The organism is Nocardia sp. NPDC003482 (assembly GCF_053588115.1).
The window spans coordinates 314823-339595 of the sequence record NZ_JBSFPI010000003.1 but is presented as its reverse complement, the minus strand read 5'-3'; the positions used below and the strand labels follow the sequence as shown (position 1 = coordinate 339595).

Annotated in this window: 24 protein-coding genes; 14 read left to right on the top strand and 10 right to left on the bottom strand. The window is 69.3% G+C overall.

The genetic code is table 11. The annotated features are described in order from the left end of the window. On the top strand, positions 1-586 hold a 586-nt coding region (locus tag ACWDSJ_RS06890), incomplete at its 5' end, for a tetratricopeptide repeat protein (RefSeq protein WP_450029845.1). A 368-nt stretch (positions 587-954) separates the two neighbouring features. On the opposite strand, the gene ACWDSJ_RS06885 is transcribed toward ACWDSJ_RS06890, so the two are convergent. The 4 genes from ACWDSJ_RS06885 to ACWDSJ_RS06870 all read right to left on the bottom strand — a co-directional run bounded on the left by ACWDSJ_RS06885 (position 955) and on the right by ACWDSJ_RS06870 (position 4117). Beyond that, positions 955-1113: a hypothetical protein gene (locus ACWDSJ_RS06885; RefSeq protein WP_450029843.1), complete on the bottom strand. Its 159-nt coding sequence runs from the start codon at positions 1111-1113 to the stop codon at positions 955-957. 110 nt (positions 1114-1223) lie between these two features. Beyond that, positions 1224-2234, bottom strand: a complete 1011-nt coding sequence (locus tag ACWDSJ_RS06880; protein ID WP_450029842.1) for a hypothetical protein — start codon at positions 2232-2234, stop codon at positions 1224-1226. A 65-nt stretch (positions 2235-2299) separates the two neighbouring features. After that, positions 2300-2863: a flavoprotein gene (locus ACWDSJ_RS06875; RefSeq protein WP_450029840.1), complete on the bottom strand. Its 564-nt coding sequence runs from the start codon at positions 2861-2863 to the stop codon at positions 2300-2302. Positions 2864-2932: 69 nt separating this feature from the next. Further along, a complete protein-coding gene (locus ACWDSJ_RS06870) occupies positions 2933-4117 on the bottom strand; it encodes a helix-turn-helix domain-containing protein (protein ID WP_450029838.1) in 1185 nt (394 codons plus the stop codon). 205 nt (positions 4118-4322) lie between these two features. Between ACWDSJ_RS06870 and ACWDSJ_RS06865 the strand changes: the two genes are divergently transcribed. After that, complete coding sequence (locus tag ACWDSJ_RS06865) at positions 4323-5210, top strand: helix-turn-helix domain-containing protein (RefSeq protein ID WP_450029836.1); 888 nt, start codon at positions 4323-4325, stop codon at positions 5208-5210. A gap of 2 nt (positions 5211-5212) precedes the next feature. Here the strand turns inward: ACWDSJ_RS06865 and ACWDSJ_RS06860 are convergent, their stop codons facing one another. Next, positions 5213-6034: an SDR family NAD(P)-dependent oxidoreductase gene (locus tag ACWDSJ_RS06860; RefSeq protein WP_450029834.1), complete on the bottom strand. Its 822-nt coding sequence runs from the start codon at positions 6032-6034 to the stop codon at positions 5213-5215. Between the two features lie 139 nt (positions 6035-6173). On the opposite strand from ACWDSJ_RS06860, the gene ACWDSJ_RS06855 reads away from it, so the two are divergent. The 12 genes from ACWDSJ_RS06855 to ACWDSJ_RS06800 are packed head-to-tail and all read left to right on the top strand — an operon-like array spanning position 6174 to position 20086. After that, the gene (locus ACWDSJ_RS06855; protein WP_450029832.1) at positions 6174-7322 is read left to right on the top strand and encodes a DegT/DnrJ/EryC1/StrS family aminotransferase; all 1149 of its coding nucleotides are present in this window, start codon (positions 6174-6176) and stop codon (positions 7320-7322) included. Next, positions 7322-8431 carry a DegT/DnrJ/EryC1/StrS family aminotransferase gene (locus ACWDSJ_RS06850; RefSeq protein WP_450029830.1) on the top strand — a complete coding sequence of 370 codons (1110 nt, stop codon included), beginning with the start codon at positions 7322-7324 and terminating at the stop codon, positions 8429-8431. Before ACWDSJ_RS06855 ends, ACWDSJ_RS06850 begins: the two co-directional genes overlap by 1 nt. Beyond that, positions 8428-9693 (top strand): nucleotide sugar dehydrogenase, encoded by a 1266-nt coding sequence (locus ACWDSJ_RS06845; protein ID WP_450029829.1) that lies wholly within the window; start codon positions 8428-8430, stop codon positions 9691-9693. Before ACWDSJ_RS06850 ends, ACWDSJ_RS06845 begins: the two co-directional genes overlap by 4 nt. Positions 9694-9705: 12 nt before the next feature. Continuing rightward, positions 9706-11319: a class I adenylate-forming enzyme family protein gene (locus ACWDSJ_RS06840; protein WP_450029827.1), complete on the top strand. Its 1614-nt coding sequence runs from the start codon at positions 9706-9708 to the stop codon at positions 11317-11319. A 13-nt stretch (positions 11320-11332) separates the two neighbouring features. Further along, the gene (locus tag ACWDSJ_RS06835) at positions 11333-12520 is read left to right on the top strand and encodes an acyl-CoA dehydrogenase family protein (RefSeq protein ID WP_450029826.1); all 1188 of its coding nucleotides are present in this window, start codon (positions 11333-11335) and stop codon (positions 12518-12520) included. After that, complete coding sequence (locus tag ACWDSJ_RS06830; RefSeq protein ID WP_450029825.1) at positions 12517-13665, top strand: SDR family oxidoreductase; 1149 nt, start codon at positions 12517-12519, stop codon at positions 13663-13665. The genes ACWDSJ_RS06835 and ACWDSJ_RS06830 overlap by 4 nt, the downstream gene beginning before the upstream one ends. Then, positions 13662-14660, top strand: a complete 999-nt coding sequence (locus tag ACWDSJ_RS06825; protein ID WP_450029823.1) for an SDR family oxidoreductase — start codon at positions 13662-13664, stop codon at positions 14658-14660. Before ACWDSJ_RS06830 ends, ACWDSJ_RS06825 begins: the two co-directional genes overlap by 4 nt. Next, complete coding sequence (locus tag ACWDSJ_RS06820) at positions 14647-16143, top strand: PEP-utilizing enzyme (RefSeq protein WP_450029821.1); 1497 nt, start codon at positions 14647-14649, stop codon at positions 16141-16143. Before ACWDSJ_RS06825 ends, ACWDSJ_RS06820 begins: the two co-directional genes overlap by 14 nt. Beyond that, positions 16136-16408, top strand: coding sequence for an acyl carrier protein (locus ACWDSJ_RS06815; RefSeq protein ID WP_387370699.1), 273 nt, complete (start codon positions 16136-16138; stop codon positions 16406-16408). Before ACWDSJ_RS06820 ends, ACWDSJ_RS06815 begins: the two co-directional genes overlap by 8 nt. Beyond that, on the top strand, positions 16408-18108 hold the full coding sequence (locus ACWDSJ_RS06810) for an AMP-binding protein (RefSeq protein ID WP_450029819.1): 1701 nt from the start codon (positions 16408-16410) through the stop codon (positions 18106-18108). Before ACWDSJ_RS06815 ends, ACWDSJ_RS06810 begins: the two co-directional genes overlap by 1 nt. Further along, positions 18105-19514, top strand: coding sequence for a PEP/pyruvate-binding domain-containing protein (locus ACWDSJ_RS06805; protein ID WP_450029817.1), 1410 nt, complete (start codon positions 18105-18107; stop codon positions 19512-19514). The genes ACWDSJ_RS06810 and ACWDSJ_RS06805 overlap by 4 nt, the downstream gene beginning before the upstream one ends. Then, positions 19511-20086 (top strand): hypothetical protein, encoded by a 576-nt coding sequence (locus ACWDSJ_RS06800; protein ID WP_450029815.1) that lies wholly within the window; start codon positions 19511-19513, stop codon positions 20084-20086. The genes ACWDSJ_RS06805 and ACWDSJ_RS06800 overlap by 4 nt, the downstream gene beginning before the upstream one ends. Before the next feature lie 24 nt (positions 20087-20110). On the opposite strand, the gene ACWDSJ_RS06795 is transcribed toward ACWDSJ_RS06800, so the two are convergent. From ACWDSJ_RS06795 to ACWDSJ_RS06775, 5 genes are read right to left on the bottom strand one after another with little or no spacing between them, the layout of a single operon-like run. Continuing rightward, positions 20111-20524, bottom strand: coding sequence for a DUF6917 domain-containing protein (locus ACWDSJ_RS06795; protein WP_450029813.1), 414 nt, complete (start codon positions 20522-20524; stop codon positions 20111-20113). Between the two features lie 12 nt (positions 20525-20536). Then, positions 20537-21442 (bottom strand): Gfo/Idh/MocA family protein, encoded by a 906-nt coding sequence (locus ACWDSJ_RS06790; protein ID WP_450029811.1) that lies wholly within the window; start codon positions 21440-21442, stop codon positions 20537-20539. After that, entirely contained in the window at positions 21439-22560 is a 1122-nt protein-coding gene (locus ACWDSJ_RS06785; RefSeq protein ID WP_450029809.1) for an Ldh family oxidoreductase, read from the bottom strand. The genes ACWDSJ_RS06790 and ACWDSJ_RS06785 overlap by 4 nt, the downstream gene beginning before the upstream one ends. After that, positions 22557-23876: a M20/M25/M40 family metallo-hydrolase gene (locus ACWDSJ_RS06780; protein WP_450029807.1), complete on the bottom strand. Its 1320-nt coding sequence runs from the start codon at positions 23874-23876 to the stop codon at positions 22557-22559. Before ACWDSJ_RS06780 ends, ACWDSJ_RS06785 begins: the two co-directional genes overlap by 4 nt. Continuing rightward, complete coding sequence (locus ACWDSJ_RS06775) at positions 23873-24742, bottom strand: sugar phosphate isomerase/epimerase family protein (RefSeq protein ID WP_450029805.1); 870 nt, start codon at positions 24740-24742, stop codon at positions 23873-23875. The genes ACWDSJ_RS06780 and ACWDSJ_RS06775 overlap by 4 nt, the downstream gene beginning before the upstream one ends. Positions 24743-24773 lie beyond the last annotated feature (31 nt).

Here is a 24773-nt window from a genome sequence, read left to right as displayed (position 1 = left end):
TGACACACTCAAATCCCGCAACAACCTCGCCACCGCCTTTCGAATGGCGGGGCAGCTTGGCAAAGCCATCCCGCTGCACGAGACCACCCTCCGCGATCGGGAGCGTGTCCTCGGCTCTGATCACCCTGACACACTCAAATCCCGCAACAACCTCGCCACCGCCTTTCGAATGGCGGGGCAGCTTGGCAAAGCCATCCCGCTGCACGAGACCACCCTCCGCGATCGGGAGCGTGTGCTCGGCTCTGATCACCCTGACACACTCAAATCCCGCAACAACCTCGCCACCGCGTGCGCGGCAGCGGGGCAGCTCGACAAAGCCATCGTGCTGTTGGAGGGCACCCTCCGCGATCGGGAGCGTGTGCTCGGCTCTGATCACCCTGACACACTCAAATCCCGCAACAACCTTGGCTGCGTGTGCGGGTCGGCGGGACAGATCGACAAAGCCATCCAGCTACTTGAGGTGACCCTCCGCAATCAGGAGCGTGTGCTCGGCTCCGACCACCCTGACACACTCAAGTCCCGGAACGACCTAGCCTCGCTCTACGAGGCGACGACGCAGCTCGGTAATGCCATCCAGCTTTATTAGCCGAAGTGGGGCAGTGCGTTCCGCTATGTCCCTTTCCGAAGGTCTGATCGGCTCGAACCACTGGCCGACAGGTGTTCTCATCGACCGATTGTTAATACCGATTTCAGTTCATAGAGTCAAGCGGCTGGTGTAGTAGCACAAGCGGAGGATCAAACGTGCTCTGGCGGAATGGATTCATAACTCTCCCGCAGGATCGGCATCAGTTCATGGACCGGCAAATGAAGGTGATCGATCGCGGTCACGGGTCGCACGCCGACCGCAGGGTTGGTCGCCACGGCACTGGCGAATCGGTCGAGTTGGGAGAGTGACGCGTTTAATGACCGTGTCTATGCTGCTGACCTGTTTGATGAGCTGCATGGTGATGCCGATCAGAGCCTCGGCTTGCGGCCAGACAAGAGCGCCGTCCTGAGTGATGAAAGCGATGTTGCTTGCGCGATTTCGTTGATCGTGCCGTCGGATTCGGCGAGCAGCGCGTCATCGAATCCAGCCCGCTGGGCGAGGGCACGGTAGTAGGTCGCGCCGAACAATGGCCGTAGCTGACCAGGGCCAGCGGGGCGAGGTCGGCGCCGGTGACCGAGGCGCCGCTCAGTTCCATCATGGGTATCGACGCTCCTGGCGTTGTTTGAGGGGTGGGAGCCTAGGTGGTGTGCTGTTCCCGCAGGTAACCATCCAACTCGGTGAGGAGAGGCGACCCATTCCAACACCCCATCGACGCTCGAACGGTCTGAATGCGTTCGGCGAGTTGTACCGAGCGATTCTGTCGGGCGGAGCTCGCGGCGGACATCAAGGCATTCACGGGTGGTTCGGGTTGGTCGGATCGGACGTAGGTGGTGGCAAGGTACAGAGCGGAGAAAGCGTTGTCGCGCACCATGTTCGGGTCATGGAGGGCGAGCGCTTGTTCGGCTCGTTCCACCGCTACGTCGGGGCGGTTCAGGTTCAGGTAGCACTGGCTCTCGGTGTGGGGTAGAAAGCCATCGTCGTAAAAGTAGGCCAATGATGAATTTGGCGGTGTGTCAGCGTTTTTCGCTCTGTCGTAGGTGGTTCGAGCGAGTTCCAGCGCCGCGACGCACTCGGTTTCGTCTCCCGCCTTGGCGTGCGCCCTGGCCAGTTGGTCGTAGGTGAACGTTCGCACCAACGGCTCGGCCCGCTGCGCAGCGCGGACCGCCGCCGCGGCGTAGGTGGTGGCGAGGTCGATCCGGTTCTGAGCCTTGGCGACATGGCTCATGCGAGCCAAAGTGAATCCGACGAGCGCGGGAGCGCCAGCCTCCTCGGCCGCGGCGTGCGCGATCTCGAAATAGCGCCAGGCGTTGTACAGCTGGCGGGAGTCCAGCGACAGCCATCCCGCCAAACCCGCGAACTTGCCGAAGACCGCGAGCAATTCGGGTCGCAGCCGCGTCGGGCAGTCCGCCCCCATGGCGTGCACCAGGCTCAGCTGCGCCCGCGTCAGGGCCAGCACAGCCTGTGCGCCCTGGATGTCGTCCTGGCGACGGCAGTAGTCGCAGATGCGGTCCAGGTGTTCTATGAGAGCGGCATCAACGCGTGAAGGGTCGTCGATGGCGCGGATCAAGCGCTCGTGAGTTTCGACACCACCCAATGCCAGGACCGTGACCGATCCAGTGAGGACTTGCAGAAACGTCTTGCGCTCCATGGGATCCCCTCCTTCCCGCCCGGAGAACTCCCTCTCTACGGTATCCGGGTCGCCACGACACCGAATCAGGAATCGAGCGCGAGCCACGGATGCGCGAGCAGCGCGTGCCACGCACGCTCCCACGGAAAGAGGTGGATATAGTTCGCCCCTGTCCCCGGCTCGTGCTGCTTGTAGACCTCGTCACCCACCAAAACCGTTACGCCCCAATCGGATAGCTTGCGTATCGCCTCCTGGATCGCGGGGAAGTTGATCTGCGCCCAGTTGGAGAAAGGCATCGCGACCACGGGCTGGCGTTTGCCGACAGCTTCGACCAACAGGCCCAGCGGGAGCGTGTCAGAGATTCCGGCTGCCCATTTCGCCAGGGAATTGCAGGTGATGGGCGCGACGATCATGGCGTCCGCTAGAGGAAGGACGTCCGGTGCGTCGGGCTCTTTGTACTGACTGCGCACCGTGTGTCCGGTCTTGGTGGACAGTGCGGCGACATCGATGAAGCGCCGACCGTCCGGCGAGGCGACGACGCAGACGTCCCAGCCGTCGGCCTGCGCGAGATCGACCAGTTTGCCGACATCGACGGCGGCGGGCGAACCCGTCACGATCGCGTACAGGACGGGTGCTCCTTGGTCGTTCATCGTCCCTCCGGACTCATCGGCTGATGCCGCACCAGGCGGCGAAGTCGATCGTGATGCTGAGTTGGGTTCTCACAGAGCCGAACTACCCAGAACACCCACACGTTGGGCGAAGGCGCGCAGTTTGTTGTGCCGGTCGTGGTGCAGCAGGACACCGAGGACGTTGCGTAGCAATGTCTGGTACTTCACCCATTCCTCGCCGCCGATACGTTCCGCGGTCAGCAGCATGTGGAGGGCGGTTTCATGTTGACCGAGATTGGCTGCGGCGGCGGCCTTGTCGATCAGATGACGTCCCTGGGAAATGGTGGTCATGTCCAGGCCGCCTTTCGGCATTCTCTTGGCGGCGGTCATCGCCTCTACATACTGCTCCGACGACACATGGATATCGACGGTCTGCATGACGATCTGGGAAGGGCCGAAATTGGTTTCGTAGTACTTGGTTTCACGACCGAGGCGCTCCGCCCAGCGCTCCGCCTCTCCCGCGAGGGCCAGCGCCTCTCGTACTCGCTGGCCGCGTCCGGCGGCGACGGCGCCCTGTAGTAACAGGCCGCCGTGCACTGACAGATGCTGGTCGGATACGTCGCCGCGAGGCTCGGTATCTTCCGCGGCCTTCAGCACGACGTCCTGCGATTCGCGGTACCGGCCCTGCACCAGGAGTTGCCAACCGATGCTTCCTCGTACGGTTGCCTCGAGCAGCGGATCGTCGCCCTTCCTCGCCTCTTCCAGGGCCGTGCGTATGGCTATCCATGCCGGGTCCGGCTGGCCGAGATGGACGAGGGTGCATGCCGCCAGATAGAGCATGTCGGCGTAAAGCTCATGTGCGCGAGGCTTTTCCGTTCGGCGTGCGGTGGCGCGCAAAGTGGAGATGCCCGCGGGCAGGTCGCCGGTCAGCTTCTCGAAACGCCCGAACCAGTAAGCGCCCCAAGCCTTGTCCACCTCGCGTTGTGCTTCCGCGAGTGACAGCGAAGCGGCCTCGGCGTCACTCGTCAGATCATCGATGGGCGTGAGGGCTCTGCGCAGGGCGATGATTCCCGCGTCGAGGTCCCCCGTGGGAAACGCGGGCCTGTTACCGACAAGATCGTCGATGCTGACATCGAGGGCCCGGGCGATCTTCTGAAGCACCGGCGTCGAGGGCATCTTCGTGCCGCCCTCCACCTTCTTGATGAATGACGTACTCACTCCAGTCAGCTCCGCCAGTCCGGCTTGAGTGATCAGCTTGCCGCGTGCGTGGCGGATGCGAGTGCCCAGCGTTTCCATGGGGATTCCTCCGGTGTCGGCCCTTGATCCGACGATAGCTCGGGGAGATCGCGGAAAGGGGCACCCTCGGTGTCCCTCCCTCCGGTTGGTTCCCGCTTACTGTCGTGGCAGCCGTCGTTCGGCAGTCTTCCGCGTTGGGGTTCGCACACCATTGCCGTTCGGTCCGGTGGTAATTCGATCAAATCCGAATTCGAGAGGATGAGAAATGCCCGCAGAAGGTTCCACCATCGCCCGTCGTGCCCTCGGCCGCCAGCTGGAGAAACTCCGCAAGGCGGCCGAGTTCTCCCAGAACCGCGCCGCAAAAATCATCGGAATCTCCCCCCAAACCATGGCCCGCCTCGAAGACGGCCTGTCCGTCCCGTCCACCAACGACCTCTACATGAACGCCCTGTGTGACCACTACAACGTCCCCGACGACCAGCGCCGAACCATTCTCGCGATGGCCCGGGAAGCTCGCGCCTCGTCCAGGAACGGCGGCGGCTGGTGGCGGGCCCACATGGACCGTCCCGCAGACGATTTCGATCCGCGCGTGTTCCTCGACGACGCCGCTCTGCGCCTGACTGCATGGCACGTCATCCTGCTGCCCGAGATCGTCCAGACTCTCGACTACCAGCGCGCGGTCGCCTGGACCGCCTGCCCGAACCTGCCTTCGCGCGAGATCGATGAGCGCCTCGAACGGTCCGCGAAAAGGCAGGGCCGACTGGAGGATTCCGCGTTCGCCGTGGAAATCTTTCTGTCCGAAGCCGCGGTCAGGGAGGAATGGGGTGGCCCGGCCGTCATGGCCGAACAACGTCGCCACCTCATCGAGATCGGCCAGCGGTCGAACGTTTCGATTCGTCTCGTGCCCTTCGAAACCCGCGGTCACCTCGGTGCTCTGGTGGGCTCCTTCGCCTTGCTCGAATTCCCCCTCCTGCCCCACACCCGCTTCGTCGAACGCCCGATCGTCCACATCGAGCAGTACACCGGCGACCTCTACCTGGAACGCACCGCGGAAGTCGACCGCTACAAATCCGCGATCACCGAGCTCAGGCGCGTGGCACTGAGCGAAAGCGATTCCGCTGCCCGGATCCTGGCGATATCAGACGGGAGCTGAACTCACATCCCGAACCGCAACAACATTCGCGCCGCCCCCCGCGGCGAGAACAACGACACCACCCGAATCACATGCACCGCATAGGGTTCCATCCGAACAGGCCGCTTCCGCACCGCCGTCACGATCCACCCGGCGGCCTGTTCCGGGGTCAGCGCGGGCAGCTTCGCGTAGTGCGCGGTCGGCGCGAGCATCGGCGTCCGCACGGCCGGGAAGTTCACCGCCGTCGTCGTCACCCCGCGCGGCCCCAATTCGGCGTCGAGGCAGCGCCCGAACGCCACCAACGCCGCCTTCGATCCCAGATACGCCGAGAAGTACGGCGAGGTCTCGAAGCCCACCCCCCACGTCCCGACATTGACCAGATGCCCGCTGCCCCGCGCCAACATACCGGGCAGCACGCCGAGGGTCAGCCGCACCGCCCCGAAGTAGTTGATCGCCATCGTCCGCTCGTAGTCGTGGAACCGGTCCAGCGACTCGGTCACCGGCCGCCGGATCGACCGCGCGGCATTGTTCACCAGCACATCCACCGGCACCTCGGACAGCCACCCCACCACCCGGTCGACCTCGTCCGGCACCGACAGGTCGGCGGCGAAACACGTTGCCTCCCCGCCCTTTTCGACGATCTGCTTGCGCACCAGCTCCAGCTCGTCGCCGCGCCGCGCGACCAGGTACACCCGCGCCCCCTGCCCGGCGAGCTCCAGCGCCGCCGCCCGCCCGACCCCGGACGAGGCCCCGGTGATGACGATGTGCATTCCCGCCACCGCCCGCCCGGCCCTGAATCGACCGGCGCGCGTGGGGGTTCGGAGCAGGGCGGCCGACGTCCTCATGGGATAGATACAACCACGTCACCGGGGCCACACGCCAGCAACGGCAGTTTCTTGCTAGTGCACCCGTACAACCCGCGGACATAACGTCTAACTCAGGCGAAAGTTCGCGGAGGGCACATGATCAGGATCGGACGTTGAGATGCACCCGGTACCGTTCTTTTCTCAGGCGCGTTCGTTCCGTGAATCCTGGCCGGAAATCCAGAAGAACGTCGACGCGGTTTTCGATCGCGGAAAGTATTCGCACGGAAGGCAGGTCGCGCAGTTCGAGCGGGCCGTCGCCGAATACACGGGGGCGGAATTCGCGGTCGCGGTGAACAGCGGGACCGACGCGCTGGTGTTGTTGTTGCGCGCGGCGGGCATCGGGCCGGGCGACGAGGTGATCGTGCCCGCCTACACGTTCTTCGCGACGGCCTCGGCGGTCGCCCTGGTGCACGCCACCCCCGTCTTCGCCGACATCACCGACACCGGCGATTACGCGATCGATCTCGACGCGGCGAGCCGACTCGTCACCGAGCGCACCCGCGCGATCATGCCGGTCCACCTGTTCCACCAGCTCGCCGACCTCGACGCGCTGACCGCCTTCGCGGACCGGCACGGCATCGACCTGCTCGAGGACAGCGCCGAGGCGATCGGCATGCGCTGGAACGGGATTCACGCCGGACTGCACGGCCGCGGCGGCGTGCTGTCGTTCTTCCCCACCAAGACCCTCGGCGCGCTGGGCGACGCGGGCATGGTGATCACCGATGACGCCGCGATCGCCGCCGACGTGCAGGTGTTGCGGCATCACGGGCGGATGGGCCGCACCGTCGACCACATCGCGGGCATCTCGAACCTGTCCGGCGTCTCGGGCACCAACAGCAAGATGGACGACATCCAGGCCGCCGTGCTGCTGGCGAAACTCGCCACGCTCGACGCCGACATCGCCCGCCGCGCGGAACTGGCCGCGGCCTACGACCAGCGGCTGGCCGGTATCGATGGGGTGACGCGCACGCCGCGGGTGGTGCGGCCCACCGCGCCGGTCTACTACGTCTACCTGATCGAGGTCGAACGCCGCGACGAACTCGCCGAATACCTGACCGCGCGCGGAATCGGCACCGAAATCTATTATCCCCGACCACTTCCGCTGCAACCCTGTTTCGCCGGGGAGCGGAATCGGCCGGAGAATTTCCCCAACGCGATGGCGGCCGCGTCCCGGGCCATCGCGCTGCCGTTCTATCCCGATCTGACCGAGCCGGACATCGACGCGGTGTGCTCGGCGATTTCCGAATTCTATCGAGGGGGCCGGTGATGATTCCCTTCTTTCCACCCGATCTCTTCGAACCGGATCGCGGCACGCTGCTGGAGGCGTTGTTCGAATTGGGGACCGGCGAACAGCAGAAATTCATTCTCGGCGACCGCACCGCCGAATTCGAGGCGGCGATCGCGCGGAGCACGGGCGCGCGGTACGCGGTGGCCTGCTCCAGCGGCACCGGCGGCCTCGAATTGTGTATCGCCGCACTGGGTCTGGGCCCCGGCGACGAGGTGATCGTGCCCGCCTTCTGCTGTCAGCCGGTGGCGAGTTGCGTCGTGAACGCCGGTGCCACACCGGTTTTCGTGGATGTCGATCCGTGGACGATGGTCCTCGACCCCGATGCCGTCGAGGCCGCGATCACCCCGCGCACCCGGGCGATCATGGCCGCCCACGTCTTCTCGATCATGGCCGATATGCCACGGCTGCAAGCGATCTCGCGGCGGCACGGGCTCACGCTCATCGAGGACTCCGCGGTCGCGCAGGGCGCGATTCTCGACGACGTCCCGGCCGGACGCTGGGGCGATCTGGGGGTGTACTCGTTCTTCCAGGTGAAGGCGATGGGCACCGCGGGCGAGGGCGGCATGGTCCTCACCGGGGACGAGACGCTGGCGAACGCCGTTCGGATGCACCGCAACCACGGCCAGGACGGCAAGACCCGCTTCCTGCACCACGTCATCGGGCAGAACAAGCGGTTCGACGAGATCATCGCCGCCTTCCAGCTGGCCCGGCTGGACGGCTTCGAGGAGCGTCTCGAGCGCCGCGCGCGGATCGCCGACTACTACACCGACCGCTTCGCCAAGCTGTCCGACAAGGGGATCCTCGCCCCGCCGCCGGGCCGCAACGGCCGCTGCTACTACGTGTACTCGCTGCTGGTGGACCGCCGCCAGGACCTGCGGGCGTGGCTGACCGAACGCGAGATCGGCACGCACGTCTACTATCCCGTGCCGCTGCCCGAACAGCCCGCCTTCGCGGCCTGGGCCGGAGAGGGCGCGTGGCCGCGCGCCAGGTCGGTGTCCGATCGCAATCTCGCCATCCCGATCTGGCCACACCTGAGCGACGCCCAGGTGGAGTACATCGCCGACAGCGTCTGCGAGTTCGTGTCATGACCGCCAAGGTGGTGGTGCTCGGACAGGGACACGTGGGTCTGCCGCTCGCCGTCGCGGCGGCCGAAAACGGTTACGGCGTCATCGGTTACGACTCCGACCCCGAACGCGTGCGCACTCTCGCCGGGGGCTTGTCGCCCATCCCGGACGTCACCTCGGCGCGCCTGACGGGCCTGCTGCACGCGGGCCGGTACCGGGCCACCGACAATCCCGACGAACTGTCCGGCTTCGATATCGCGGTCATCACCGTGCCGACCCCGCTCAACGCCGACCGGCTCCCGGACCTCGGGCATGTGCAGGCCGCCGCGACCGAGGTGGGTCGGCGGCTGCGGCCCGGCTGCCTGGTGATTCTCGAATCCACCAGCTACCCGGGCACCACCGAGGAGGTGGTGGCCCCGATCCTGCGCGCGGAGTCGGGGCTCGAGCCGGGCGCCGATTTCGCGCTCGGGTTCAGCCCCGAGCGGATCGATCCGGGCAATGTCACCTGGACGATCGAGTCCACGCCCAAGGTGGTGTCCGGCGTCGACGCCGAATCCCTCGCGCGCACAAGGGATTTCTACGGCGGCTTCCTGAACGAGATCGTGGCGGCGGGCACCCCGCGGGTGGCGGAGCTGGCGAAGGTCTTCGAGAACACCTTCCGGCAGGTGAACATCGCGCTGGTGAACGAGCTCGCCGTGCACGCGGACCGGCTCGGCATCGACGTGTGGCAGGCGCTCGAGGTGGCGGGCACCAAACCCTTCGGGTTCATGAAGTTCCTGCCCGGCCCGGGGGTCGGCGGGCACTGCCTGCCGATCGACCCGGTCTACCTGTACTGGAAGGTGGCCGAGGAGACCGGGCGGCCGTTCCGGATGGTGGAGCTGGCCGACCGGATCAACGCGGAGATGCCCGACTATGTCGTGAGCCGGATCGAGCGCGGGCTGGATGCCCGGGGAATCGCCTTGTCGGGGGCCAGGATTCTCGCGGTCGGGCTCGCCTACAAACCCAATGTCGCCGATGTGCGGTGCTCGCCCGCGCTCGAGGTGTGCCGCCGCCTGGTCGCCGCCGGCGCCGAGGTGCGCTACGCCGACGCGCTGATCGCGGAGAAGCCCGAGCTGTCGGGCCTCGCCCGCGGTGAGGTGACCGCCGAGGATCTGGCCGCGAGCGACGCCGTGGTGATCCTCACCGATCACGACTACGTGGACTACGACCTCGTCGCCGACCACGCGCCCTACGTCCTGGACACCCGGCGGCGGCTACCCGGCCGCCCGCGTGTCGAACTGCTCTGAGAGTGAATCGCCATGGCACGACCGATCAATATCGGCACGGTCTTCCACGACCACGCCGAGCAGGCGAAGCAGACGACCCTGCATCTGGACCGGCCGTTCGACATCGCCCCGGACGGCGGCCTGGTCTACGACGCCGCGGCGCTGGCCCGGCTGGTCGACGACACCGCGGCCTCGCTGTACGCCGCCGGGGCGCGGCCGGGCGACCGGATCGGCGTCGTCAAGGACAACCACTTCGACTTCGTGCTGCTCGCCGCCGCGGCCACCCGGATCGGCGCGGTCCCGGCGAATATCGCCGCCGCCAACAGCCTTCCCGCCGTGCGCGCGCTGCTGGAGCGGCTCGATCCGGCGCTGGTGGTGCTGTCGGCGAGCGTTCTGCGCCGCGCGATCGACGCCGGGGACGACGTGTTGGGCGACCGCCGCGCGATCGTGCTGCCGAGCGCGAGAGCGCACGTCGAACGCGCCGAAATACCGGGCATGGCAACGCCTTTGAACGACGTCCGCAATGCCGCCGCCGCGCCCGTCCGGTTCGTCGGCGACGACGAGCCGTTGTTGATGACCCACACCTCCGGAACCACCGGCGTCCCCAAACTCGTGGTGCAGTCGCCGCGCACGCTCGGCGCGGCGAGCCGCCTGGAACTCATGCCCATTCCGTTCGTGGTCAGCCGCCGCAAAGACGTTGTGCTGTCATCGATCTCGTTCGCGCACTGGCGCGCGATCACCTGGGCCATCGCCCAGACGAAATTCGCGCCGCACACCCTCGTCGCGGTCGCCGACCACGAACCGGACCGGGTGGGCGAACTGCTGGACCGGTACCGGCCGACGTGTATGGAGGCGTGCCCCAACATCTTCCAGCGCTGGCGCGGTCTGACCCGCACCCACGCCGACGCCCTGGCGGGAGTTCGCCTGTACATCAGCACCTTCGACATGGTGCATCCGCCGACGGTGCGCTCGTTCCTGGAGGTCTCGCGGCGGCGACTGCCGCTGTGGGTGGCGTCGTGGGGGCAGAGCGAGGTCGGCCCGATCTCCAGCGCCATCTTCACCCGGGGCCGGTTGCGCCGCCTGGGCAACCCCGTCACCAGCGATGTCGGCTGGACCGTGCCGACGGTGTCGCGGGTGCGGGTCACCGATCCCGAGACCGGGAAACGCCGGGGCCTCGGGCGGCCGGGACTGCTCATGGCGTCGAGCCGGGCCCGCTGCCTGAACTATCTCGGCGAGAGCGAACGCCACGACCGCAAGGACGGCGGAAAGTGGTGGAACACCGGCGATATCGGCTACCGCGACTGGCTGTGGCGGCTGCGGCTGGTCGATCGCGAGGTCGACATCATCCCCGGCACCAGCGGGCTCGCGCTGGAGAGCACGCTGCTGGACCGGATTCCGGAGGCCACCGAGGTGACCGTGCTCGGCGTGCCCGGACAGCTGCCGGTGCCGGTGCTGTGCGTGGACGGTGACCGGCTCGACGAGCGGCGCTGGTGCGCGGCGGTGGCCGATCTGCCGCCGCTGGCCGATCCGATCATCGTCCCGTGGCAGGACCTGCCCCGCACCGCGACGTGGAAGGTCCGCAGGCACGAGCTGCGCGCCTCGGTGCTGGGCACCGACGCCGTGTACGGCACCGGCCGCTGGACCTGAGGAAGGGAACACGATGACCGGAGTGGTCGAGACGAAGGACACGCGTCCCGGCGAGCTGGCGGCGCTGGTGGACGACGCCATGTCCCGGGTACCGGATGCCGTTGCGGCACGGCGCTTTCCGCGCTCGGTGCTGCGCGATCTGGGCGCGGCGGGCGTGCTGCGGCGACGCTGGCGGACCGAGGCCGGACCGGCGGGCGACGTGGAATACGGTGTGGCCCTGGGCGACGCGCTGAGCACCCGCGCGCCCGCGGGCATCGCCATCGGGGTGTCGCTGCACACCGAGACCGTGCTGTCGCTGCTGCACCGCTTCGCCGGTACCAGCGAATACCTGCACCGGCTGCGCGAGGCGGCACTGGACGGCACCCTGGTCGGCGCGATCGCGGCGAGCGAACCCACCGGCGGCAGCGATCTGTCGGCCGTGACCACGCTGGCCCGGCCCACCCCGGACGGCTGGGTGATCACCGGGGCCAAGAAGTACGTATCCCTCGGCGCGGTGGCCGATTTCGCGGTCGTGCTGTGCCGCCTGGCCGCCGCCGACGGCACGCCCACCGACCGGCACGCCACCTTCGCGGTCGAGTTGTCGAAGGCCGTGCGGGTGCGCGAACACGACAAGCTCGGCACCCACGCGCTCGACACCGTCGCCGTGGAGTTCCGGGACGTCGAGATCGGGCACGACGCGCTGCTCGGCCGCCGCGGTCTGGGCGTGTTGAACCTCAACTACGGCCTGTCCTTCGAGCGGCTGGCCATCGCCGCGCAGGTGGCCGGGGGTTGCGCGGCCGCCATCGGGCTCGCGGTCGAGCACGCCGAACGCCGCGAACAGTTCGGCTGCCGCCTGCGCGACCACCAGTATCTCGCCTTCCGTCTCGCCGAACTGAGCGCGGAGATCGAGGTGCTGCGCGGCGCGGTGCGAGATGTGGCCCGCCAGTTGATGTCCCGACCGCTGGACCGCGAATTGATTTCGCGGATAGCGGGTTTGAAGCTGTGCGCGGCGCGGGCGGGGGAGCGGGTGATCAGCGACGCCATGCAGACCTTCGGCGGCCCCGGCTATCTGACCGCCGAGACCCCGTTCGGCCAGTACTGGAACGACATTCGCGTCTCCCGGATCGGCGCGGGCACCGACGAGATGATGCTGGCCATCGTCAGCGACACCCTGCGCGGCGACGCCGAGATGTACGACCGCCTGATCAGGATCAGCCGATGACGGCCGCCGGAGGCGTCCTCGTCGCCGGGCTGAGCGGTCAGGTCGGCCAAGGCTTCGCCGAGGCCGCTCTCACCGGAACCGGCGACGCCGCAACGGATTTCGAGCTGCGCGCGCTCGTGCGGCGGCGGCAACGCCGCAACCTGGGCGGGGAATACGCGCCGGGCACGACCCGCATCACCCAACTGCTCGGCGACGTCACCCGGCCCGCGTGGGGGCTGGACCTCGACGAGCTGGCCGCGCCGGACGACATTCGCGCGGTGGTGAATCTCGCCGGGATCGTGGACTGGACCGCGTCGCAGGCCGATATGGACCGGATCAACTACCTCGGCGCGGTCACCGGGTTCGAGGTGGCCCGCGCGCTGTCCGAACGCGTCGGGCATCCGGTGCCCTACGTCTACGCGAGCACCGCCTACGTGGCGGGCACCCTCGGCGGCCGGATTCCCGAACAGCAGCACGCCCCGCACCCCGACCGCACCCCCTACGAACTGAGCAAATGGTTCGCCGAACGGCACCTGCTGCGCGCGGCGAGCGAGACCGATCACCCGGTGCTCGTGGCCCGCATCGGCGGGGTGATCGGCAGTTCGGCCTCGCGCTCCACCACCCGGTACAGCTCGCTGTATCAGCTGGTCGCACCGCTGTCGCGCGGGCAGCTGCCGGTGCTGCCGGTACGGCCGGGCGCGCGGGTCGACATCCTCCCGCGCGATGTGGTGGGCGAGGGGTTGGTGCGCCTGCTGTCCCGGGCCGCCGCGACCGACTTCCGCGCCTGGCGCGGCGGGGCGTTGGTGCATCTGTGCGCGGGCGAACAAGCCCCGACCCTCGCCGCCCTGCTGGCGCTGCTGGAATCCAAGGACGTCGAGAAGCGTTACCGCCCACCGCGTCTGGTCACCGCGTCACCGGGCGTGCTGCGCCTGGGCGAGAACGTGGTGCTGAAGTACGCGCGGTGGAGCCGGGAGATGGGCAACCGGCTGCACGGGCTGCGCTACGTGTCCATCGACCGCGCCTTCGAACGCACCCGGCTGGGCGCGCTCACCGGCGGCTGGACCCCGGCGGTGGGCGTCGACGAGATCCTCGACATCGCCTTCGGTCTCGACTCCGCCCCGGTCACAGACGATTTCGCCGGACTGCCGCTGGGGAGGTTCGCATGAGGGTCCTCGTCGTCGGAGCCACCGGCTATCTCGGGCACGCGGTCGTGCGCGCGCTCGGCGCGGCCGGGCACGACGTGATCGAACTGAGCCGGTCCGGTCGCGCCCGGGTCGGGGTCGGCGTGCGCGGCGACGTGCTGATGCCCGGCCTCGGACTCGATCCCGACGATCGGGTGCGGCTAGCGGATGTGGCGGGCATCGTGTCCTGCTTCGGTTCGGTGGGCATGGGCGCCGATCCGGCCGAGGTGGTCACCGTGCACGTCACCGGGACGCGCAATGTGCTCGACTTCGCGCGCGAGTGCGCGGCGCTGCGGCGGGTGGTGCACGTGTCGAGCGTGCTCGCGCTGGGCCGGGCGAGCGGCGAACTCGGCAATCGCGACCTGGCGCGGGGACAGACCTTCCGCAACTGGTACGAGTACGCGAAATACCGTGCGGAACAAGCGATTCGGCGGGAACGCGCGCTGCCGGTGACCGTGCTGCGGCTGGGCACGCTGCTCGGGGCGGCGCCCGCGCCGCTCGTGCCCCGGCACGGCGGTCCGGTGGCCGTGCTGCCGCACGTCCTCAGCGGGCTGCCCGCCATGCTGGAGCGCCGCGGCGAGTATCCGGTCTACGCCACCGACATCGCCGCCGCCGCGGCCGTGGTGACGAGCCTGCTCACCGACGACGCGCCGCCCGCGACCTACACCTATTTCGATCCGGAGCTGCCGACCATGGCCCGCGTGCTCGCCGAGCTGTGCCGCCCGTGGGGCGTGACCCCGAAACTCGTGGACACCGGGGGTTTGGCGCGGGTGGTGCAGCGCGGGCTGGCCCGCCGCTTCGGCGTCGATCCCGAGGTCGTCGAATACGCCCGGCCCCTGGTCGATTTCGAGCCCGGCATCCTCGACGCGCTGCCCTGCGGGCCGGTGCCGTCGACCCCCGACTATCTGGCCGCGACGGGCCGGGTGCTGCGCGACGCGGCCCCGGCCGAGGAGAGGGGAGCCGATCGTGTCCTCAGCTGATGCCACGGCCGTACCCGACCGGTGCCGCGTCGACACCGCCGCGCATCCCGTGCTGCGGGTGTACTCCGCGGGCAACTTCGGGGAGATCGCGCCCGAGCGGCTCTCGCCGATGTCGTGGTCGCTGGTGGGGCGCCCGATGGAACTGGGCACCCGCACGTTCGTGTCCGACATCCTGCGGGATCCGGTGTGGGCCACGGGATCCCACTACGTGTTCACCGGCTACTTCAACTGCCGCCCGTACCACAATCTCAGCGCCTACTGCCATATCGCCGAACACGTCGACCTGCTCACGCCCGAGGACGTGACCGCCGCCTACTTCGAGGGCATCGAACCGCCGCGCACCGTGCTGGGGCGCGGACCCGGCCGGGTCAGCCGCAATCGCGCCACGTATCGGATGATGCGCGAGCTGATCACGTTGCGGCCCCGCGTGATCGAACTCGAGCAGCGGGTGTTCGACTTCGAGAATCTCGTGGACGACGTGGTGCGCGGCGAAAGCACCTGGCGGCTGGGCGAACTCGCCGAAGTGGGCAACACCCTGCTGGAACGGGCCTGGCACCTGCACATCATCGGCACCTCCGGCTCCATCGCCGCCGACGTGCTGCAACGCACGACCGTGCATCGCCTTGCGGCGCACGGCAATTCGCTGCTCAACTGGTTGCGCGAACCCGCCGAGCTGCCGTGGGGTCCGCTCGCCGACCTCGCGCCCATCGCGGGCGGCCCGGCCGACTTCGTGCGGCATCCGTTCTACGAAGTCGCCGACACCCAGGCGCCCTGGTGCGACTACACGCTGCCGCCGATGGGCGAGGTGACCCGCGGCGGCGGTGACGCCGTGGAGGTCTCGCCCCGCGAGGCGCTGGTCGGCATGCAGGGCCGCTGGCGCGGACTCGGTATCGACGCGACCGTGCTGTTCCTCGGCGACGTCATGGCGTTGCGCGAGCACAGCAAGTCGCTGGCGATGCGGCTGCTGCACGCACACCGCCGCTTCGTGCCCCGGCTCGCGGAACTGCGCGGGCTGCGCGCCGACCAGTGGCCGTACCTGTCGATGGCCGAACTGCGCGCCCGCACCCTGCCCGGACCCGACGAACTCGAGGCGCGCCGACTCGCCTGTGAGGACGCGCTGGCCATCGATATGCCCGACTACCTGGACCGCACTCCCGGTGCGCCGCAACACTTCCGGCCCGTGCGCCGACCGCGCGGGGTGTCGGCGGGCGTGTACGACGGGATCGCCATCGGTCTCGACGAACTGCCGCAGGCGCCGGGCGCGGTGCTGGTGTGCGAGAGCGCCGACGCCAACATCATGCCGCTGCTGCCGTTCGTCTCGGCGGTGGTCACCGCGCGCGGCAGCCAGTACTCCCACATCGCGATCATCTGCCGCGAGGTGGGGATCCCCGCGGTCGTCTCGCATCCGCTGGCCGCGGAGATCAAATCCGGACAACGCGTCCACGTGGACGGGGACAAGGGAGAGGTGACGATTCTTGATTGAGCAGGACGACGTGGCCGTGCTGTCGGTGATCGAGGACCAGCTCGGTGTCGGCCGTCCCCGGCCGGATCTGCGCATGACCGATTCGATCCGCGACGACATCGACCTGGATTCGCTGTCGCTGATGGAGGCCCTGACCCGGGTCGAGGACCACTACGGGATCGAACTCATCGACAACCCCGAGATCGGCGGCGTGCGAACCGTCGGGGATATGGTGGCGCTGATCCAGCGCGTGCGCCGCGAGGCCGTGGGCGCCGAGGGGGATTGATGAAATCGATCGTCGACTGGGTCGTCGAACCCGTCCCCGATACGGCGCTCACCTTCTATCAGGGCGCGGAATGGCGCAGTACCGCCTACCCGATCCTGGCGCGGGAGTCGCTGGGTGTCGCGGAGACGTTGCGCGAGCGCGACATTCGCAAGGGCGATCGGGTGGCGATCATCCTGCCCACCGGGCGCGCGTTCGTCCGGTACTTCTTCGGCACGCTGGCCGTCGGCGCGATACCCACGGTCATCGCGCCGCCGGGCCTGCACGGCAGCACCGACTACGGCGACTACGCGGCGACCCTGTTGCGCGTCCTGGAGCCGCGGGCGGTGATCGCCGAGCCCGAAACGCTCGCGCTGCTCCCGGAGCGGCCGGGGGCCGAGCCGTTGCGGATCGATGCGAGCGAGCCGGTGGTGGAGAGTTCCGACACCCTCATCGATCCCGCACTGGGCGAGGATATTTCGATCATCCAGTTCACCTCCGGTTCCACGCGCGCGCCCAAGGCGGTGCGGCTGAGCTCGGCGGCGGTGGTCGCGCACATCGAGATGTTCAAGACGGTGTTCCACGATCGGCCCGCCGAGGATCCGGACTCGTTCGGGTCGTGGCTGCCCATGCATCACGACATGGGCCTGATCGGAACGTTTCTGACGCCGGTGAGTCACTGCAAGGATCTGTGGCTGATGCGGCCCGAACAGTTCGTGCGGCGGCCGATGCTGTGGCTGGAGCTGTTCGGCCGCCACGGCGTGAACCATTCGGCCTCACCGAATTTCGCGCTGGAGCGGATCGTGCGGGTGGTGAGCCCGAACAGCCTGGCGGGCATGGACTTCAGCACCTGGCGCACCGTCATCGTCGGCTCCGACCGCATCAATATCGGGGCATTGCGCGCGCTGTACGACCTGCTGGCCCCGCTCGGCCTGCGCGCGGACTGCCTCAAACCCGGATACGGCATGGCCGAGACCACCCTGGCGGTGTCCACCATCGGACCCGGCGAATCGCCGCACGCGCTGCTGGTGGACGGCACGCGGCTGCGGGAGGGCGTCGAGGTGCCGATCGTGGGCCGGGAGACGCTGGACCCGCCCGGCGACGCCGACGCCGACGCGGTGCGGGTGGTCGGCTGCGGGCAGCCGTTGCCGGGCGTGCGGGTCACGGTCGCGGGGGAGGACGGAAAACCGTTGTCCGACAGCCTGGTCGGTGAGCTGGTGGTCGAATCGCCCGCGATCTACAGCGGCTATCTCGGCGTGGACGCGGCCGCCAAACCCACCCGTCACCCCACGGGCGATCTGGGGTTCCTGCTCGACGGGCAGATCTATGTGCTGGGGCGCCTGGGCAATTCGGTGAAGATCAACGGCAATTTCGTCACCGCCGAGGATGTGGAGATGGCGCTCGCCGAGCGGCTCGGGCTGCATCACGACAAGGTGACCGCGGTGCTGCGCGATCTCGGCGAACCGAATGCCGTCGCGGCGCTGCTGATCTTCCAGCAGCGGGTGCCGCCGGACAAGGTCGACGCCGCGCTCGGGGTGCTCGCCCGCATGGGTCTGCCCGCCGACCGCGCGGCGCTGACCGTGATCGCGCCGCGCGCGGTGCCGCGCACGACCAGCGGCAAACCCAAACGCGCCGAGCTGTGGCGGCTGCTGGAGATCGGCGCGGTGGCGGCGCGGGTGTGTCACGTGGGCGCGCGGTCGCCGCTGCGGGAGGCATTGGGATGAGCGCCCCGGAGATCTCGCGGGAACGTCTGGGCAACAAAGGCTTTCATCTATGGGAGCTGCGGGAGCGCGGCTATCCGGTGCCGCCGTTCGAGGTCGTGGACGGCCCGGCGGTCCGGGCCGGAATCGACCGTTCGGCCGTCGCTCGACTGCTGGACCGGTTGCGGGCGCGGGCATCCGAGCGGATGGGCGTGCACCCCGAGTCGGTCGCGTTCGCGGTCCGGTCGAGTCCGCCGGTGAGTATGCCCGGGATGATGGACACCCTGCTCGGCCTGGGCGTGGACGAGTCGGCGGTGCCCGCGCTGGCCGACCGGCTCGGCGGCGCGGAACTCGCGCACGACCTGCTCGCGATCGGGGAGCGCGACCTGCGCACCCACCTCGGGTCGGCCGTGCCGACGACGGCGGTCGACCGGGTGCACGCGGCCGTCACGGCGGTCCGCGACTCCTGGCACAACGATCGCGCCCGCGAATACCGTCGCGCGCACGGCATTTCGGAGGAGCTGGCACCGGCCGTCGTCGTGCAGGCCATGGCCTTCGGACTCGGGGCGCGATCGGGCAGCGGGGTGGTGTTCAGTCACGACCCGCTCACCGGCGAACGCGGCCTGCACGGCGAGTACCTGACCGCCAGCACCGGCGCGGCGCTGGTCGGCGGGCAGGCCACACCCGACGGTCTGGCGGGGCTGGCCCGCGAATGTCCGGACGCCTACGCCGAATTGGCGCGCGTGGTCGATGAGCTGTTCGCCTGGCAGCGGGTGTTGATCGAGGTGGAGTTCGTCGTCGAGCGGGGGCGGTTGTGGCTGGTGCAGCTGCGCGCGGCCACCGCCTCGGACGCGGTGCACACCACCATCACGATCGAGGCGTGGCGGGCCGGGCTGCTCGATCGCACGACGGCGCTGGCGCGGCTCTCACCCGAGGCGCTGGGCACGCAGACCCGTCGCGAGGCCGCGCCCGGCCACGGAACCTTGCTGGCCACCGGCATCGGGGCCGCGAGCGGTGTCGCGACGGGAACGGTCGTGCGGACCGTGGCCGAGGTGCTGGACCGGATCGGTGAGCCGACGGTGCTGCTGCGGCCGACCACCGAACCGGAGGACTTCCTCGGCATGGCGCAATCGGCCGGGATCATCACTCTCGAGGGCGGTTTCGGCTCGCACGCCGCCGTGGTCGCCCGCGAACTCGGCCGCCCCGCGGTCGTCGGCGCGCGCTTCGCCGACCCGGACTGGCAGAGCGAATCGGCGACGGTGACGGTGTGCGGCACCACCGGAAAGGTTTGGGCGGGAACGGTTCCCGCCATATCTCGCCCGGCCGTGGACTGGCCGGAGGATCTGCTCGGCCCGGCCCCGGCCGACGGCGACCGGCTGACGCGGCTGCGGGCGGTGCTCGCCGCGGCGGGTATCGAGGAGGAACGATGACGACGGAGATCGAGATCGCCGCGCTGGATGTGCGGGTGCTGCACGCGGTTCGGGTCGGCGGTTGGTTGAGCGCGAAGCGGATCGCGGCGTGGGTGCCGGAGTCGGCGGAAGCGATCGAGGAACTGGTGGACCGGGGATTGCTCAAAGCGGTGGATACGCCGCAGGGGCGATTGTTCGGACTCGCGGAAGGTGTTGTGCTTCAGGTCGATTCGGCACTCACCGCAGGCGCGGTGGACGTGCCCGCCGCGTCGGTCGTCGCCGACCTGCTCGCCGACTTCGAACGCTCCGATCCGGTGCTGAAGGAGCGGGTCACCGCCTTCCAGCGCACCCGCGACGCGGCGGGCGCGGCGGCGATCATCGAATTCCACCGTGCCCGAACCGATCTCATCGATCGGATCGGCGCGGCCAGCGTCCTGTGGTCCGGGTATCCGGATCGCTTCCGGAGGGCGGTGGCGGTCGTCGAGGCGGGGAACCTCGATCACGTGGCCTCCCCGCTGCTCGACAGCTACCACACCGTCTGGCATCTGCTGCACCGCGACCTGCGGGCGATCAGGGCGCTTCCCGTCGGGTGAAGGTGACCGGCGAACCCGGCGCGATCAGGGCGCTTCCGGCTGGGTGAAGGTGACCGACGAACCCGGAGCGAGGCCGAGGCCCACGCCGGTCAGCGGCTGGTCGGTGTGGATGAGCACGTTGTAGTGGTTGGGGTAGTGGCAGCAGTCGAATCCGAGCACCGAGCCGATCACGATGCCGTCCACACGCACCTCGTCGCCGCGATCGATGACCCCGGCCGAGGTGATCTCCGCGAAACCGAGGAAACCGACCCGATCCACCCGCGCGCCGGTGCTCGCGTCGGTGTGGTCGGTGGTCACCAGTTCGTGCACCTCGCCGCGGGTGACGCAGCGGCTGGCCCACTCCGACACCGACATGCCCCGATCGTCGCGGCGGTGCCGCAACACCTTCACCAGCGCGCCGGACACCGCGTATTTGGCGCCGTCTTCGAATACGTTCATCGTGTCATTCCTTCATCGGGCGCGGGCATAACTGTCGGTCACCAATTCGAGGGCGATCAGGCCGTCGTCGCCGTATTCGCCGCCCGCGCCGATCGCGCGCGTGAAATCGGTGAGAATGCCGACGTATTCGTGCCACAGCGAACTCTTGAATCCCGTGAATCCGGCCAACATATCCGCGGAGAGCATTGTGCCGTCGGCGTATTCGACGTCCACCGTCTTGCGTTCGCCGTGGGGATAGGACCAGTCCAGCAGGACGCGCGCGGTGGCGCCGTCGTCGCCCGCGAGGGTGATGTCGGCAGTGCGGTCCACCCCTGCCGCGTCGCGCTCGATCCGCGCGTCCTTCACCGCGAGGTCGGGCAGGAACATGCGGACGACGTCGAGCGCGTTGGGGCCGTTGTCGGCGACGCAGCCGCCGCCGCAGCGTTCCATGTCCAGATACCAGCGGTCGTCGCCGACGTGGTCCTCGATGAGCTCGTCGTAGTGCACGCGCACCGCGCGCACCGGCCCGTGCGCGCGGCCCGCCCGCCGCAGGGCCAGCACATTGTCGTTGTAGCGACGATGGAAGGCGGTGAACAGCGTGGTGCCGGCGGCGCGGGCCGCCGCACACAACTCGCGGGCGGCCGCGACCTCGGTGGCGAGGGGCTTCTCCACGCACACCGCCACCCGCGCCGCGAGGGCGTCCGCGCAGATCGTCGCGTGAACGTCGTTGGGCACGTTGACGATCAGCGCGTCCAGCCCGGCCTCGGCCAGCATGGTCCGATGGTCGGTGTAGCGGTCGGCCCGGACGCCGTCGAGGCGATCGGGCCGCAGATCGCACACCGCGACCAGCTCCGCGTCGGCGACCTGATCGAAGGCGGCCACATAGTAGGGGGCGATCACGCCGAGACCCACCAGGCCGACGCGCAGCGGGCCGCTCATCGCAGCACCCCCGCGGGTGCGTCCACGCCCTCGGCGCGGGCGACGTCCACGATCTCGGTCCACAGCGCGGCGTCGAGGACGATCCCGTCGCGCTCGGCCGCCCGCACCCGCTCGCCCTCCCGCGTGCCCGGATAGCCGACGGGGTGAGCCGGATCGATCGGGGCGCAGTCGCGCAGCGCCGCGAACATGGCGGCCGCGGCGGGGGCCATGGACGAATTCCCGTGCAGCGCACGCGGATCGATGACCATGGCGAAATAGCCGATATCGTCGTCGCGGCCGGTGGGTCCGCCGGAGCCGGTGAACGCGGCCGCGTCCGGCCCCAGCGCCGCCCCGGACACCAGCGCCGACAGCACCTCGACCAGCAAGGCGAGCCCGTAACCCTTGTACGCGCCCGTCTCCGGCCGCCCACCCAGCCAGGTCGGGAACCCGTCGCCGCGATCCAGCGCCGCCGGATCGGTGGTCGGCTCGCCCGCCGCGTCGACCAGCCAGCCCTCCGGAATCGGCTCCCCGCGCCGGGCGGCGGCCCGGATCTTGCCGGTCGGCACCGCGGTCGTGCTCATATCCAGGACGAACGGATCGGCGTCGCCCGCGGGCGCGGCGATGCTGAGCGGATTGGTGCCCAGCATGGCGTACCGGCCCCCCGGCGGCCGGGCGATGCGCTGCGCCCCGCAATTCGACGACAGCAGCGCGACGCGACCGCGCAAAGCCTGTGCACGCGTGTGGAATCCGGCGCAGCCGAAGTGGGTGGCGTTGCGCACGAAGCACACTCCCACCCCGTGCCGCGCCGCCCGCTCGGCCGCGTCGTCCAGCATCGCCGACGCGGTCCAGAGTCCCAGTGTGCGTTGGGCGTCCACCACCGCGGCCGCGCCCCGATCGGCCACCACCGTCGGATCGGCGGCGGGCGCGACCCGCCGATCGTCGAACAACGGCAGATACAGCCGGGTCAGATTCGCCAGCCCGTGCGAGCCGAGCCCGGCGGCGTCGCCGTAGACCAGGGCGCGCGCGGCGAGCGCGGCCCGATCCGCGGGCACCCCGCGTCCGGCGAAGATCTTCGCCACGAAGCCGACCAACTCGTCGTGGTCGACCGACAGCCGGTCGGCGGTCTCGACTTCGATCATCGGTTCCCATCCATTCGTTCGGCAGCGGGTACGGGGTGTGGCGCGTGGGCGTCCGCGAAACGGCCCACCAGCGCGGCGATTTCGGCCGAATAGGCCGCGAGGTCGGTGAGGTCGGCGAATTCGCCGTCGGCGTGGGCGCGGTTACGGTCGAGGTCGCCGGGGCCGAACACCACGGTGTACGTGCCGGGGACCTCGCCCAGCCAGATGGCGTCGCAGGTGAAGGGGTCCGCGTCGGGCGGCCACCACGGGAGGGTCGATCCGGCGACCAGTTCGGCGGCCCACGGGTCGGCCGAATCCAGCGTCGGCAGACCGCTTTTGAGCCAGTCGACGCCGACCAGCTCGGCGGCGTCGGCGGCGGTGCGGGCCAGGGCGGGACGGGAGGCGTGCAGGGCGGTGAACTCGGAAACTGCTGCGGCGCACTGGTTTTCGAGACCCGAGCGGGCACGCCGCGCGGTGTCCTGGTCGCGGTAGGCGATATTGAGCAGCAGATCGCCACGCCCGTAGACGCGATTGTGCAGGTGCCCGGTGTGCAACCCCGCGACGCACACCCGAGCCCCGGCCGCCCAGTCGGGCTCGGTGAGGGCGAGGCGGTGGGCCAGGTAGCCGAGCAGGACCGTCGCATTGTGCCCGGCCTCGGGGTGATCGTCGATGGCGTCCTCGCCGCGGACCCGGATGCGCGCGGTCATGGCGGCGGTGCTGCGCGGCAGCAGCCGACCGCCCGTCGGCTCGCAGAACACATTGATCCGGCCCACGTAACCGTCCGCGACCAGCGGGCGGGTGCCGAAAACGCCCATGGCCCCGCCCTCCTCACCGGCCACCAGTTGCACCAGCACGCGGATACCGGCTCGTTCGGGATCCAGATCGGCGAGCGCGGCCCGCAGTCCGGCCAGCAGAGCGACGGCCGGGCCCTTGGCGTCGATCGCGCCGCGTCCGTGCACGAGCGTGCCCTCGACGCGCGGGGCGGGCACATCGGCGACGGTGTCCAGGTGCACGTTGAACATGAGTGTGCGGTCGAGTGGGGCGTCGATTCCCCAGCGCAGCACCAGATTCGGCTGACAGGCGAGGAAATCGGGGCGTTCGGCGGCGGCCCGGCGCACGATCTCGGGGACTTCCGGCCGTCGCAGCCAGGCCGGGTCGGCAGGGGCGTGCCGTTCGACGTGGAAACCGAAACCCGCTGCGTGCGTGGCGATCCGCTGCCCCGCCTCCCACAGGCGCGGCGGCGGGCCGTCGGGATGTTCGAGAGGTCCGGCGGTCGGCAGGGCCAGCAGATCCAGCAGCAGATCGCGATCCGCGGGGCCGAAGGCAGAGGTGTTCACGACGGTCTCCCGGCCACGACGGCGGCGAGCAGTTCCTCGAAACATGTTCCGTAGTCGACGAATTCGGTGATGTCGGTCAGCTCGGTCATGGTCTCGTGCGGGCGCAGGGTCAGATGCGGTTCGATCGAGAACACCCCGCGATAGCCGTGGTCGAGCAGCATGCGCACGCTGTCGGCGACCCGGCAGCGGCCGTGGCCGGGCAGGACGTACCGCACCCCCTCGGCGGTATCGATCGCGTCCTTGACGTGCACGTGCTCGACGAGATCGATCACGGCTGCGAGATAGTCGACGTCGGTGTAGCCGTGCGCGGGGCCGTTGCCCGCGTCGAACAGCAGGCGCAGGGCGGGGGAGTCGACGCTGTGCAGCAGGTCGAGCGCGCGGCGGGGATCGGTGCCCGCCCAGCCCGCGCAGTTCTCGTGCACCAGCACCACGCCGTGGTCGGCGGCCACCGCGGCCAGCTCCGACAGGCGGCGGATCACCTCCGCGCGCCAATCCCGTTCGGAGAGACCGTTATTGGGGTAGGACATGATTCGGATGCGGGGACAGCCGAGGGTGCGCGCGTACCCGAGCAGGACGCGCAGTTCATCGAGGTCGGTGGCGAGCGGATCGGTGATCGGGCGGCCCCAGTTGCCGATTCGCGAATCGAGACAGACCACCTCGATTTCCGCTGCCGCGATCTGCTCGGCGTACCGCTCGAATCGCTCGCCGGGCAGATCGGCCAGCGGCACCCCGCCGATACTGCGCAGCTCGAGCCGGTTCCAGCCCAGTTTCCGCACGGCGGCGATCTGCTGCCCCAGCTCGGCGTGCGCCTCGTCGCCGATTCCGGCGATGCGCATGTCCGGTGGGTTCTGCTTGGCGCGTGGCACGTTGCCTCCCTTGTCGGCTGGGTTCTGCTCA